11 protein-coding genes and 1 tRNA gene are annotated in these 13,124 nt (G+C 51.5%); 3 read left to right on the plus strand and 9 right to left on the minus strand.

Annotated elements, in window-relative coordinates; genetic code table 11:
- Window positions 1-153: 153 nt before the first annotated feature.
- From ACCI49_RS04220 to ACCI49_RS04240, 5 genes are all read right to left on the minus strand, one after another.
- Window positions 154-238: transfer RNA gene (locus ACCI49_RS04220), tRNA-Leu, on the minus strand.
- Window positions 239-420: 182 nt separating this feature from the next.
- The gene (fadA, locus tag ACCI49_RS04225; RefSeq protein ID WP_371837728.1) at window positions 421-1,596 is read right to left on the minus strand and encodes an acetyl-CoA C-acyltransferase FadA; all 1,176 of its coding nucleotides are present in this window, start codon (window positions 1,594-1,596) and stop codon (window positions 421-423) included.
- An 11-nt stretch (window positions 1,597-1,607) separates the two neighbouring features.
- Window positions 1,608-3,764, minus strand: a complete 2,157-nt coding sequence (gene fadB, locus ACCI49_RS04230) for a fatty acid oxidation complex subunit alpha FadB (RefSeq protein WP_371837729.1) — start codon at window positions 3,762-3,764, stop codon at window positions 1,608-1,610.
- A 303-nt stretch (window positions 3,765-4,067) separates the two neighbouring features.
- Window positions 4,068-4,664 carry a helix-turn-helix domain-containing protein gene (locus ACCI49_RS04235; protein WP_371837730.1) on the minus strand — a complete coding sequence of 199 codons (597 nt, stop codon included), beginning with the start codon at window positions 4,662-4,664 and terminating at the stop codon, window positions 4,068-4,070.
- A gap of 94 nt (window positions 4,665-4,758) precedes the next feature.
- Window positions 4,759-6,615: a beta-ketoacyl synthase gene (locus ACCI49_RS04240; RefSeq protein ID WP_371837731.1), complete on the minus strand. Its 1,857-nt coding sequence runs from the start codon at window positions 6,613-6,615 to the stop codon at window positions 4,759-4,761.
- A gap of 138 nt (window positions 6,616-6,753) precedes the next feature.
- On the opposite strand from ACCI49_RS04240, the gene ACCI49_RS04245 reads away from it, so the two are divergent.
- Complete coding sequence (locus ACCI49_RS04245; RefSeq protein ID WP_371837732.1) at window positions 6,754-7,740, plus strand: GlxA family transcriptional regulator; 987 nt, start codon at window positions 6,754-6,756, stop codon at window positions 7,738-7,740.
- On the opposite strand, the gene ACCI49_RS04250 is transcribed toward ACCI49_RS04245, so the two are convergent.
- Together ACCI49_RS04250 and ACCI49_RS04255 are read right to left on the minus strand one after the other, a co-directional pair.
- Window positions 7,720-8,373: a class I SAM-dependent methyltransferase gene (locus tag ACCI49_RS04250; RefSeq protein ID WP_371837733.1), complete on the minus strand. Its 654-nt coding sequence runs from the start codon at window positions 8,371-8,373 to the stop codon at window positions 7,720-7,722. The two genes, ACCI49_RS04245 and ACCI49_RS04250, sit on opposite strands and share 21 nt — an antisense overlap.
- Window position 8,374: 1 nt before the next feature.
- The gene (locus ACCI49_RS04255) at window positions 8,375-8,851 is read right to left on the minus strand and encodes an Hsp20 family protein (RefSeq protein WP_371837734.1); all 477 of its coding nucleotides are present in this window, start codon (window positions 8,849-8,851) and stop codon (window positions 8,375-8,377) included.
- 147 nt (window positions 8,852-8,998) lie between these two features.
- On the opposite strand from ACCI49_RS04255, the gene thpR reads away from it, so the two are divergent.
- Complete coding sequence (gene thpR, locus ACCI49_RS04260) at window positions 8,999-9,595, plus strand: RNA 2',3'-cyclic phosphodiesterase (protein WP_371837735.1); 597 nt, start codon at window positions 8,999-9,001, stop codon at window positions 9,593-9,595.
- Between the two features lie 38 nt (window positions 9,596-9,633).
- Here thpR and ACCI49_RS04265 read toward each other — a convergent pair whose 3' ends face one another.
- On the minus strand, window positions 9,634-10,632 hold the full coding sequence (locus ACCI49_RS04265) for a hypothetical protein (RefSeq protein WP_371837736.1): 999 nt from the start codon (window positions 10,630-10,632) through the stop codon (window positions 9,634-9,636).
- A gap of 482 nt (window positions 10,633-11,114) precedes the next feature.
- Between ACCI49_RS04265 and ACCI49_RS04270 the strand changes: the two genes are divergently transcribed.
- Window positions 11,115-11,468, plus strand: coding sequence for an HPF/RaiA family ribosome-associated protein (locus ACCI49_RS04270; protein ID WP_371837737.1), 354 nt, complete (start codon window positions 11,115-11,117; stop codon window positions 11,466-11,468).
- 190 nt (window positions 11,469-11,658) lie between these two features.
- On the opposite strand, the gene gorA is transcribed toward ACCI49_RS04270, so the two are convergent.
- Window positions 11,659-13,017 carry a glutathione-disulfide reductase gene (gorA, locus tag ACCI49_RS04275; protein WP_371837738.1) on the minus strand — a complete coding sequence of 453 codons (1,359 nt, stop codon included), beginning with the start codon at window positions 13,015-13,017 and terminating at the stop codon, window positions 11,659-11,661.
- Window positions 13,018-13,124 lie beyond the last annotated feature (107 nt).

Raw genomic sequence — 13,124 nt, forward strand, 5'->3', positions numbered from 1 at the left:
CAGCGCCAACGAATACCGGGCCGCCGGGACTTAGCCAACCGCCTCGTAGGCATAGCCGTCAGAATTGCACAGCAATTTCCGGCCAACACCAAATACAAGGAGCCCGCACTCACCCCTCCAGGGCAAGTCATGCGGACTCCAGAGTTCTTAATTTGGTGGGGACGGGGAGACTCGAACTCCCACACCTTTCGGCACCAGAACCTAAATCTGGCGTGTCTACCAATTTCACCACGTCCCCAGAACTTTTTCGCCGCTAACCCATTGAAAAGTAAAGAGTTTCAGCTCAAAACAAGAGCCCATTGCGACAAGGGGTGCAGATTGTGCCACAGCATTTTGAGGGCTTCAACACTTTACTGAACACTTTCCTCACAAAATAAAAAAAGGCGCCGCAAAGGCGCCTTTTTCCGAGATCTAACGCAGTTAGACGCGCTCTACGATAGTGGTAATACCCTGCCCCAGACCAATACACATGGTGGATACACCCAGGTTACCGCCTTCGTTTTGCATAACGCTCAACAGGGTACCGGTAATGCGCACACCAGAGCAGCCAAAGGGGTGGCCGAGAGCGATAGCGCCACCATACAGGTTAACCTTCTCATCCATCTGCTCAAGCAGATCCAGATCCTTCAGCACTGGCAACGCCTGGGCCGCAAACGCCTCATTCAGTTCAACCTTATCGATATCGCCAATTGCCAGGCCAGCGCTCTTGAGTGCCTTCTTGGTGGAGGGCACAGGGCCGTAACCCATGATAGACGGATCGACTCCAGCTAGCGCCATTTCCTTCACGCGGGCAATGGGGGTCATACCCAGAGCCTGAGCGCGTTCGGCGGACATTACCAGCATCACAGAAGCACCGTCAGTGATCTGCGAGGAAGTACCGGCAGTTACTTGACCATGCTTTGGATCGAATGCCGGCTTCAGCTGAGCCAGGCCTTCCACTGTGGTGTCCGGACGAATGGTTTGGTCCGTTTCAACCAGGAAAGGTACGCCGTCGTCGTCGTGGCCTTCAATGGCAATAATCTCGCGATTGAATTTGCCGGCTTTGGTAGCCTCGGCAGCACGGTGGTGGGAGCGAGCACCGAACTCATCCATCTGCTGACGCTGGATACCGTGCATCATCGCCAGGTATTCAGCAGTCATACCCATGGAACCTGCAGCTTTCGCCATATAGCGACCCAGCATCGGGTTAGGGCTGATATGCTCCATCATGTTCAGGTGGCCCATATGCTCTACACCACCCACAACATATACATCGCCAACACCGGCCTGGATATTGGCCGCAGCGGTGTGCAAAGAGGACATGGAAGAGCCACACAGACGGTTAACCGTCTGAGCCGGGATAGTGTGCGGCAGGCCTGCGCGTAGCAGGATAAAGCGAGCTACGTTAAAGCCCTGCTCATCACGCTGCATGACACAGCCCCAGATCAGATCGTCGATCTCAGCAGGGTCGAGCTTGTCGTTGCGCTGCAAGAATTTTTTCAACAATTCAGCAGACATATCATCGGCGCGAACATGGCGGTAAACACCATTCTTCGAGCGACCCATGGCCGTACGTGCGTAGTCGACAATTACGGCATCTCTAGGATTTAAACTCATCGCTAATCTCCTTACTTGTTGCCGTAGTAGGTTATGCCACTTGCGGCCATTTCTCGCATGCGATCGGTCGGCTGGTACAGCTCACCCAGATCGGCGTACTTATCGGCAATCTTCACGAATTCATCCAAGCCAATGCTATCCAGCCACGCGAAGATCCCACCACGAAACGGAGGGAATCCGATGCCGTAGATCAGCGCCATATCGGCCTCAGCCGGGGAGTCGACGATACCCTCTTCCAGGCAGCGAGCCAGCTCGGTTGCCATTGGCACCATCATGCGCTCGATAATTTCGTCTTTTTCAAACTCGCGACGCTCAGCTACGTGCGGCTTAAGCAACTCATAGGATTCTTCAGTAGCCACTTTCTTCGGGCGACCTTTTTTATCCTGCTCATAGTTGTAGAAGCCTTTGTTATTCTTCTGACCGTAACGGCCCGCCTCATACATAACATCAGAAGCGGCGGTAAAGTTTTTACCCATGCGATCAGGGAAACCTGCGGCCATTACGCTCTCTGCGTGAACGCCGGTATCAATACCGACAACGTCCATCAGGTAAGCGGGGCCCATTGGCCAACCCCAGCGCTCCATGACTTTATCGACGACCTGGAAGTCAGCACCATCGCGCACCAACATGGAGAAGCCGGCAAAGTAAGGGAAGAGAACGCGGTTTACCAGGAATCCAGGGCAGTCACGCACAACAATGGCTTTTTTGCCCATTTTGTTAGCGTAAGCAACAACGCGAGCCACAGCAGAATCAGAAGTTTTTTCTCCACGAATCACTTCAACCAATGGCATTTTGTGCACTGGATTGAAGAAGTGCATACCCAGGAAATTTTCCGGACGGGAAAGCGGCTCAGCCAGGTGATTAATGGAAATAGTAGAAGTGTTGGAAGCGATTACAGTGTCTTCGCTCACCTTAGTTTCCACTTCTTTCAGCACGGCGTGCTTCACCTTGGGATTTTCGACAACGGCTTCTACAACAACATCGATATTATCGAAGCCGTCGTAGCTCAGGGTAGGTTCAATGCGATTGAGTACTTCACCCATTTTCACTGGAGTGAGACGCTTACGATCAACCAGCTTGGATAACAGTTTATTCGCTTCATTCAGGCCGAGATCGATACCTTTCTGATCGATATCCTTCATCTTTATCGGAGTGCCTTTGTAGGCGGACTGGTAGGCGATACCGCCCCCCATAATGCCGGCACCCAATACCGCCGCACGCTCAATCGGCTTGTCAGCTTTCTTTTCCCAACCTTTGGCAACCTTACTGATCGCCTGATCTGCCAGGAATAAGCCTACCAGGGACTTGGCAGTGCCAGTCTGGGCACAGAAGATAAACTTCTCCTGCTCAATTTTCAGCGCTTCGTCGCGGGTCAATTTGTAACCCTGCTCGATTGACTCAACCGCAGCTACCGGAGATGGGTAGTTCTTGCCCGCCTGCTGCCCTACAAATGCCTTGGTGGTAAAGAAGGCCATCAGCGCTTCGGTGTCGTTCAAGGGAATCTGGGATTTCTTGATCTCGCGGTTCGCTTTGTAGTCCAGCTCGCCACTGATCGCGCGCTCAAGCAACTTGATAGTCGCATCTTTGAGTTTGTCGGTGGGTACCACGGCATCAACCGCGTGAGCTTCCAGCGCCGCAGCCGGCTTCTGCTCTTTACCCGCGGCAATCCACTCAGCTGCCACATCAACACCTACTACCCTCGGCAGGCGAACAGTGCCGCCCCAGCCTGGGATCAGGCCCAGTTTAACTTCCGGAAGACCAACTTTGGCTCCCTCGCCCATCACGCGGAAGTCACAGCCCAGACACACCTCAAAGCCACCGCCAAGTGCGTAGCCATTGATTGCCACTGCAGTCGGAACCGGTAGGTCCTCCAGGCGGTTGATATTTTCATTGTTCTGATTCATCAGATCAGCAACACCTTCCGCACCAGCGGAAAAAGCATCACCAAACTCGGTAATATCAGCACCAACAATGAAGACGCCTTTACCGCTGGTCAGCAGTACGCCTTTAACACCATCTGCTGCTTCGATAGCATCCAGCGCTTGGGAAAATTCAGAAACCGTCTGGCGGTTAAACTTGTTGACGGATTCACCTTGCAGGTCGAACTTGAGCTCAGCAATGCCGTTATCCAGCATCTGTACCGTGAGCGCTTTGCCACTAAATAACATTGATTGACCTCTTTTATTCTGGGCCGCAATCCTGGGCCCGGGGTCGGAATTTTTGTGCAACCATAGGCCGCCCCGCGGGTGCGGTGACACTTGAGCCCAATATGGTCAGCCGTAGTATAGCCAGATTCAAACGATTGTTTGAATACTATTTCTTACAAATGGAGTGGCGCCAAGGGCACCCAAGTACAGAAAACAACCACCCGGGGGGACGGCGGCTGGGTGCAGAAGCCCAGGCTAGCCTATCGTGGATTGATTCGCGTTTTCAGCCATTTGGCGCGATTTACCCTTAATAGGCCTTTACCTTCAGAATTGGCTGGAAAGCGCTTGAGCCGGTGCTGTCGCATGAACAACTATGCAGTCACAATGACCGGAGTTACGAAAACGGTGGGGTCGCCTGCCACTAAAATAGAAGCCATCCCCCACACCCAATAGAGCCAGATCGGAGCCAACAGTAACCTCGAGCTCACCCGCCACCACTATCCCGCCTATTTCTCCGTCGGTAACCGAAAGATCGGGCCCGGATCCAAGCCCAACAGGAAACACTCTTCGCAGGATGGACATACTCCGGCCGGCGTGGACGCCACCGAGCAACTGAGAGCGAACCAAGCCATCACCAACATCCGGCATTTCACTTGCACGAAAGAAAATTTGACCGGGTTCGACAAGCTTAAGGGAAAAAAACTCAGCCAGTGACATGGGTACACCGGCCAATATCTTTTTTAGTGAACCAACCGATGGGCTGACACGGCCCTGCTCGACGAAGGAAATGGAGGCATTTGTGACTCCAGCCCGCCGCGCTAGCTCGCGCTGGGAGATACCGTAGATCTTGCGCACCATTTTTAAGCGCAACCCCAGATCGCTGTCATCCTCAGGCCCATTGCACACATCCTTGTCTGCCATTAATTTTCCCTGTTAAATAAAAGCGTTAAAACTCCTACCCAGCCAACGCGGTGCAGCAACAAAAGCAGATTTGGGCAGCATTGTTATGTCCACTCTACACCATATCATCAAAGGGATTCCCTTCCGGAAGAGGAATCGGGGGAAAACCGGGAAGAACCACTTCTTCAGTCGATAGGGAAATATCGCCCTCATCGATAAGCCCTTCACCAAAACGATAAATGGTATTCAATTCACCTCGACTGGCTCTAGCGTCATAGGCCAGGGCCCGCTCCGTAACAGCCTCATTGCTTTTGAGGTAATTCGCCATAGCTTTTTGCCCATGGCGTTTCTCGATCATACTGCGGGTTAAGTGCGGAGAGAGCACGGCTGCCGTCGCGTTATTACCGCCAAAGCCCTTTGAGTTCAACAAGGCGAGATCAAGTGAGTGCGGATCCCTCTCAATATGCTCAAGGGAAATATTCAGGTTCTCCTGATGGACATCATCAGCGATCTTCTCAGTAGTCAAAATGCCCGGCAAGATACCTTTGTCAAAAATGCCCAGCGCAGAGATCAGCTGATCTCCACTGGCGGCGGCCACGGTATGCCCGACATAGGCTTTTACCGCACACACTGGCCACTGCTCGATGCCAAAAGCACCCGCCAGACGGTCGAGTATTTCCGACTCGGTCACTCTATTTTGCGGTGTGCTGGAGCCGTGCGCTTGCACAAAACTGCGTCTGCGTAACCCCTCATCACCAATTATTGCTCGAGATTCCGCCATTGCCCGGGCCATGGTTAGATAGTTACCAGGTCCCGGAGCAGAAATAGACTTCTTGTTACCATCGGCATTGATGTAAACGCCAGCAACGGAACCATGGATATTTGCACCCAATTCCAGCGCCAGTGTATCATCCATCAAAATCGCCCACTGAGTCCCCTCTCCCAGGGTAAACCCACAGTTTTCACCAAAAGGGCGACTGGTGCGACGGAAATCCACCTCACCCGGGTAGAGCTTGCGTAAATTCTCAGTCGTTGCCAGGGCACCCATGGTGGAATAACCATCTACAACTTCAGGTACCAGCGGCGCCTCGGCAGCACCGACAACAGCAACTCGCGCACGGCCACTGCGAATATCCTCCACTCCGGCACGTAGGTTATAGAGATAGCTCGCGCAAGCTCCTGTCACTGCACCGGTAGATCCAACATTGTCCAGTACGTACGCATTTACAAAATCTGCGGGCATGCTGTTTAAGCCGAGGGCCAACTGCTTGGAACTCACCCGCGAACCGCGCAGGCGAGACTGCATCAAGCCGCCATTGCCAAAGTGGTCCAGTTGGCTCATCGCCGAAGAGGCGTAAATGGAAATATTACCCGGCCCGGCAGCTGCGACAACTGCCTCCCAATCGACCCCCATCGAACGCACAGCATCCGAAGCACCCAACACAGCCAACTGCAGGCCGCGGGGATGGAAACGGGAATTGTAGTGATCGCCCGGTTCAAACCCACTGGGCAGTTGCCCACCGGCACCGACAGGAATCTCCCTGTAGCTATCCAACATTACCGATAGGCTCGGAGCGGTCACTCTCACTTTGCCACTGCCAATAGCCTCGACAAGCCATTCCTCTGGCTGGGGATGCGGCAGCTGACGCACCGACATCTCAAAAGTGATGCCATCGGCGCTACTCAGGTTTGCTGCTTGGTGGAAGTGGCATTTGCGGTAGTCGTAAAAGCGGGTCTCCAATTCACGAACCAGAGTTCCACATAACACCTGCTGCTCAAGTTCAGCTCCCAGGGGACCTCCGGCTTCAACTCCGGCGCGCAACCCCATCAGCGCAGCAAGATCTGAAAGAGTGTCTATCCGCTCCTTCTGGCTGAGCTTGTCCAGCACCAAACGGGAATACCCCCGATGGAAGGAACTACGCCCTGCGGGGTTAAAACCGCCAAATGCGGTGATTACGGGAAGGCGCTGCATCCTGATCTCCAGCCAAGCACTAAACACTAAATTTTGTAATTGAGGAGTGTAGGGGGTGGCGATTCCGCCCAGTTATGGGCATACTGGCCAGCAAAATTGAGTGTTTTGGCCAATGGCGCAAGTGCGCTTGGGTATGCAATGCGAACGGTTACCTTTCTCCTGATTGATCAAATGCTGGCAACCGGCACAGTACTTCCACTTGAAATGCTGCGCGGTGCCGAGAGTCGCGCCCGGGTGGAGGGGAAAAAAGAATCCCTGCAGCTGGTCACTGCCAGCCTGGATGGACATCCGGTCAATACCCGTTGTGGTTTTTCTTTTCAGCCCGATGTTGCCTTAAGCGAGGCACCGGACAGCGATTTGATTTACATTCCCGCCCTGTGGCGCAATCCGCGCCCCGCACTCAAGCGAAGCGTACCAATCCTGGACTGGCTCAAGAGTCAGGCAGCAGCCGGGGCCGCGATCAACGCAGTTGGTACTGGAGTTTGCTTCTTGGCCGAAGCTGGTCTGCTTGATGGCAAACCCGCCACCACGCACTGGCATTACTTTGACCGTTTCAGCTCTGACTACCCCAAAGTTAAATTAAAACAACAGTATTTTATTACTCAGGCGGATAAGCTCTTTTGTGCCGCAAGTGTCAACGCCCTCGCTGATGTCACAGTGCATATGATCCGCCAGCTATACGGACCAGCAGTCGCGAGTCATGTAGAAAGAAATTTTTCCCATGAGATCCGCAGGCCATTTGAGGAGATCGCCTATTCCGAGGGCGCTGTGCACTTGCACCCGGATGAAGATATCGTTCAGGCTCAGGCCTGGCTTAAAGAACATTGCAATTCTGAAGTACGCTTGAGCGAAGTAGCACAAATGTTTGATATGAGTGTGCGGTCATTTAACCGGCGATTTAAGCTGGCTACCGGTCAAACACCTCTGCAATACCTGCAGAATGTAAGGGTAGATATGGCTCGGGAACTCTTACAATCCAGCAACTTGTCGGTTAACGAGATTGCAGAAAAAGTTGGCTATCAGGATATGGGTCACTTTACCGCGCTCTTCAAAAAATTCCTGGCCACAACGCCCAGTGAATATCGAACTACTGTGCGGGCAAAATTATTCAGAGTAAACACCTGATTTGCGCAGGAAAATGACATCACTATCGGCAAATTGAAGCTCCGCGCCCAACCTCTTTGCCAGCCAGTGGAAGGTCTGCACACTGAAAAAACAGATATGTGTGGGGTCGCGGATATAGTGCCAATTGGTAAAGCGCTCTGCGGAAATCACCAACTTTGTCATCAGTGCCATCACTCCGCCATCCCGCAACCTCTGCCAAAGGCATGCCAATTCATCTCCAGGCGATACAAGGTGCTCTACCACTTCTGTCGCAACAATAAAGTCATAGGACTTTTTCAGGGCGCCAGTGGTGGGGGCATAATAACGATCGTATAACTCAACTCTGTGGCCACCATCCGCCAGGATTCTGGCTAGCAGCGGTGCAGGACCACAACCAAAATCCAGGCCATCGCTTGCCGGTGCCAACTCTTCCAGCAACGGAGCAGCACAACGACTGAGAAAACGGTGGTACCCCTCATCCTCCATGGAGTTCTCATGAAGGTCGTAATAGGCATGTTCTTCATCTAGGGTAAGATGATATTCAGCGGGCACAAACACTAACGCGCAGCGATCACACTGATGATAACTGCGGAACTTATCGCGGTAGTAAAACTGTACCGCCGCATGGCGGCACAGTGGGCATACATGTGACAAATTAGGCTGCTACCGTGTCTGACTTTTTCTCACCGTCAGTATGCTGTAGTAAATTACCGTCACTGATTTGAATCTTGCGAGGTTTCATTGCCTCGGGAATTTCTCGTACCAACTCTATGTGCAGCAATCCATTGGCAAGCTTCGCATCTGTTACTTTAACGTGATCAGCAAGTTGGAAGCGCCGCTCAAAATTCCTGGCTGCAATACCTCGGTGCAGAAAATTTCCTCGGGAAGACTCATCCGGCTTTTTGCCGGACACTGTCAGGCGGTTTTGCTCAACCTGGATATCCAACTCCGATTGCTCAAAACCCGCTACCGCCATAGTAATCCTATAACTGTCCTCACCAGTCAACTCTATATCATAAGGAGGATAGGAAGGTTGTTTTTGCTCGCTGGTGGTCATGGCATCCAGCAAACTGGCCATTCGGTCAAACCCAATCGCAGAGCGGTAAAGAGGGGAAAAATCAAAATTACGCATTGTTATATCCTCAATTCAGAGCAATATTAAAATTCGCTCGGCACAAGGCCCGAGCATTTTTGCAGAAAACACTTTGAATAAAGCTACCTCCCGCACTACAGAGATATGGGTAACAAATAGTAATTCAAGGGCGTAAAGAGAAATATCATGTCAAAAGAACCAAATCAGACCCCTAAAACCACTTCACGCCTATTTATTGGGATTCGCCCACCAGTCGATGCGCAGGCCTTTCTTGATGATCTATGTACACACCACAAGAAGAAAATGCACCCACAGGTATCAAACCGGATACGCTGGACAGGCAGACAGAACCGACACCTGACACTGGCATTTCTAGGCCAGACTCCAAACGAAAAAATACCGCCAATCCAAAGTGGATTAGAGGAAATCGCGAAAAGCACCGCGAAATTTGAGGGGCATATCAGCTCAATAACCCCCTTCCCCCAAAATAATTCAAAAGTACTCGCCGTTGAGCTGACATGCAGTCCAGAATTGCTGAAAGCGCATGAGGATTGCAAAAGACTGATTATGAATCTGGGTATGGAGCCCGAGAAGCTGGACTACCGCCCACATATAACCTTGGCTCGTTGTCAGGATGGTTTTTCCAGTTTATTTACCGCTGCCCTGGATAATCCCCTTTGGCTTGACAATATTATCCTCTACCAAAGCAACCCTGCCCCGGAAAGCAGTCACTATCAATCACTTTTCGAAGCAGGATTAGCAGGCGCAGGGGATGCAAGATGAATCAAAAAAGCCCGCAAATGCGGGCTTTCCTAGCGTGATCACTTCAGGGAGTCCAAAACGTATTCGGGATACATCACTAGGCGAGGCCTTGAGAGGCGTCGCGCATCAAATACGAATACGTAACGTGTACCATCATCTTCAGCTGGAATCGTGCGACGGAATTTCCAGGTATTAATCTTGTAAGTCTGCCTACCCGCTTCGACCGTTGTCACCAGCCGGTATTGATTCTTACCCAGGAACTCGAAAGGCAGTCGCTCACCTCCAGAGGGCCGCAACTCAAGATTACGGAAGGTCTGTTTGTTTTCCCCATCCTTGTCAGCCAACAGGGTGCTTAGGCGCTCCTGTTCACGCTCAACATAAGACAGCAATTCCGGATCGATATTCCGTTCCACAACCGGAGCCGGTTGCGACTTAGGGGCAACTTCCTTCTTTTTTGGCTTTTCTATCGCAGCAGTCTTTAGCTTTGGAGGCTTAGGTTTCTCAACCTTAGCGCTTCGGGCCAGGGCAGCCCTCCTCTCAGACTCCTCAGCCTTAGCCAGCATAGTTTCCACCATTTGACTAATCTTGTCCTGCTGTGCGGAGATCTTAGCCTTGGTCTGCACTACTGCTTTCCGCTCTTCCGTAAGCTTGGCTTGTAGCTCCTTGTGGTTCGACTGGATAAACTCCAGTCGACGACTACGGCTATCCACACCGCGCTCCGCCATAGCAAAACCGTGCTTCGCTTTGGTCAGGCGACGCTCCGTATCCGAGTTTGCGTTGGACTCGTGTGCCCGGCGCGCCTCTTCCAACTCAAGACGACTCTCCTCGAACTCCTTACGCAGCCCGTTTAGGGACTCCTGAGCACGCTCCAGCTTATATTCATAGGAGAGAAGCTCATTTTCAATATCCTCCAGCTCAACCTGCTTGTTCTCAAGGGACTGTTCCAGCCGAGCAAGCCGGTTCTTCTCCACCCCCAGGGTTGATTGCGCCTGCGCTACAGCCCCGCCAAAAACTACTAAGCCCGCCAGAAAGAGCGAGCAGTACCGCATTACCGCCATTGTACAGAACCCATTTCTCGATTTTTTGTCAGTGGTGAGATAAAAGCGCTGAGCTTAAATTTTGTTCAAACATCTCAAAATTCGCCGCGCAGTGATGTCAATTTTACGCAGGCTGCAGCCCGCGAGCAATGACCTCTCGTCCACCTTTAGTACTCACTTGCTCAATAAACCCCCAAAACTCATAAGCACAAGTCATCTTAATGATGATTCGTCAAATTTTATGTGACATTTTCCTGCGATAGCGCTTGATTTTTTTTTTAGCGGAAGCATTATGGATAGCAGGGAGAAGATCGCTGACCACAGCGGAAACCCGACCCGGACGTAAAACACCCATAGCTGTTCTACCAGCAAATATTCGTTGCGCTCCCGGCGGCTCGGTGCTTCCACTGCAGACACGACCCCTCCCACTAGGGCGCCCTACCTTTTTCTAGCAAACCGCAAACGCGGCCTGCATGGTTTCCTTTAACCGGAGGTATTTGCCCATGAAATCTGCGCCTAACGATAACATTGTGTTCCGCGATATCGACAAATCAGCCGCCCTGGCTACCACGGTATCCAAAAAGTTACATAAGCTGGAACGTTATTGTGGCGACATCATTCGCAGTCGTGTAGTCCTGGAAGCCCCCCACCAACACAAGAGCAAAGGTCGACAATTTCGAGCTTCTCTGGAGCTTGCCATCAGTGGCAACCCCGTGACTATCAGCAGTGAAAATGAATCCATCCACCGAGCGGTTAATGATACATTTGCTTCAGCTGAGCGCTGCCTGAAAGAGCGTAGCGAGCGCAGAAAAGCGCAGCGCCACCAAGCGCTATGCGAAGTTGAAGTAGAGGAATAAGGAAGATTATTCGAGGAGATCCGGAAAAGAGGCAGCACCCCGGTGCAGCCTCTCCGCAAGTATCACCTGCTACTGAAAACCGACTATTTGAAAAGCAGCCGGATAATCCAACCTAACATACCGCAATCGGCTCACCACCAAGGGGTCCCCTATTATACAAACAAAAGGGAACCACTGACCGGGGCGATAATCACCCGCCCACCGGCGTGCGCATCGTGACAAACTCCTCTGCTGCTGTTGGGTGAATTCCGATGGTTTCATCAAAGGTCTTTTTAGTTGCACCCGCTTTCAGAGCTATAGCTATTCCCTGAATGATCTCCCCCGCATCATCACCCACCATATGCACACCAATAACTCTGTCAGTATTAGTATCAACCACCAACTTCATCAGTGTCCGCTCAGAATTACCACTCACCGTATGGCGCATTGGACGAAACTCGGACCTGAAAATCGCTACCGGGATTCCCGAGTCCCGAGCCTCCTCTTCCGACAAGCCTACAGTGCCGATATTTGGCTGGCAAAAGACCGCTGTGGGGATATTGTTGTAATCAATCTCTGCAGTATTGCCGGTCCGCCAATGCTTAACCAGAGCCATGGCCTCTGCAAGTGCAACGGGAGTTAATTGAGGCTCGCCAGTTACATCCCCTAGTGCATAGATTGAATGTACATTCGTACGGAAATTGTCATCAACCGAGATGGTGCCATCTTTGTGAAGTACCACACCCTGCTGCTCAAGGCCAAGCCCCCCGGTATTAGCCACCCGACCTGTCGCGTACAGTACCATATCTACATTCAGGCTCGAGCCATCCTCAGCATGCACAAGGAGACTGCCATCCTGTAATTTTTCAATAGCACTAACTTTATGATTGAATTTTAAATCAACTCCTTTCTTAACCATTTCATCGCGCACAAAATTACGGACATCCCGGTCAAAGCCACGCAGAAATAAATCCCTGCGATAAGAAAGGTGGGTATCTGCACCAAGACCAGCAAAAATTCCGGCAAATTCCACAGCAATATAACCACCACCTACTACAAGTACGCGCTGTGGAAACTCCTCCATGGAAAAAACTTCATTGGAGGTCACTACAAATTCCTTACCGGGAATATCAGGAATAAATGGCCAGCCGCCCGTGGCCACTAAAATACGTTCAGCTGTAAACTTAACTTCATTCACAACCACGCAGTTTGGATCAACAATTCTAGCCCGCCCATCAATTACTGTTACACCGGAATTATCGAGCAAGTTACGATAGATACCATTAAGCCGACTAATTTCCTTTGCATTGTTGTCCCTCAAGGTAGGCCAATCAAAATTCACACCAGAATTCTCCCATCCGTAGGCCTTGGCATCCTCAAAGCTCTCACTATATCCGCTAGCGTATACAAAGAGCTTTTTCGGGACACATCCAACGTTGACACAAGTTCCACCCATGTAGCGGTCTTCCGCCACAGCAACTTTCATGCCCAGGGCAGCGGCCATACGCGCAGCTCGCACACCACCAGAACCGGCCCCGATTACAAAAAGATCAAACTCGTATTCAGCCAAAACAAACCTCTACTTCACTTAATTTTTCAACAAAGAGCCGAAGGAAATTTACCATCTGACAAACCATTTGGGACAAAGCTGTCACTCCTCACTTAATAATCGTTGAC

Origin of the sequence: Microbulbifer epialgicus, assembly GCF_041447265.1 — a bacterium.
GTDB classification, from domain to species: domain Bacteria; phylum Pseudomonadota; class Gammaproteobacteria; order Pseudomonadales; family Cellvibrionaceae; genus Microbulbifer; species Microbulbifer epialgicus.

Excerpts from the sequence above, each read along its gene's own strand:
- fadA (WP_371837728.1), bottom strand. The coding sequence starts at position 1,596 with ATGAGTTTAAATCCTAGAGATGCCGTAATTGTCGACTACGCACGTACG.
- fadB (WP_371837729.1), bottom strand. The coding sequence starts at position 3,764 with ATGTTATTTAGTGGCAAAGCGCTCACGGTACAGATGCTGGATAACGGC.
- ACCI49_RS04235 (WP_371837730.1), bottom strand. The coding sequence starts at position 4,664 with ATGGCAGACAAGGATGTGTGCAATGGGCCTGAGGATGACAGCGATCTG.
- ACCI49_RS04240 (WP_371837731.1), bottom strand. The coding sequence starts at position 6,615 with ATGCAGCGCCTTCCCGTAATCACCGCATTTGGCGGTTTTAACCCCGCA.
- ACCI49_RS04245 (WP_371837732.1), top strand. The coding sequence starts at position 6,754 with ATGCGAACGGTTACCTTTCTCCTGATTGATCAAATGCTGGCAACCGGC.
- ACCI49_RS04255 (WP_371837734.1), bottom strand. The coding sequence starts at position 8,851 with ATGCGTAATTTTGATTTTTCCCCTCTTTACCGCTCTGCGATTGGGTTT.
- thpR (WP_371837735.1), top strand. The coding sequence starts at position 8,999 with ATGTCAAAAGAACCAAATCAGACCCCTAAAACCACTTCACGCCTATTT.
- ACCI49_RS04265 (WP_371837736.1), bottom strand. The coding sequence starts at position 10,632 with ATGGCGGTAATGCGGTACTGCTCGCTCTTTCTGGCGGGCTTAGTAGTT.
- ACCI49_RS04270 (WP_371837737.1), top strand. The coding sequence starts at position 11,115 with ATGAAATCTGCGCCTAACGATAACATTGTGTTCCGCGATATCGACAAA.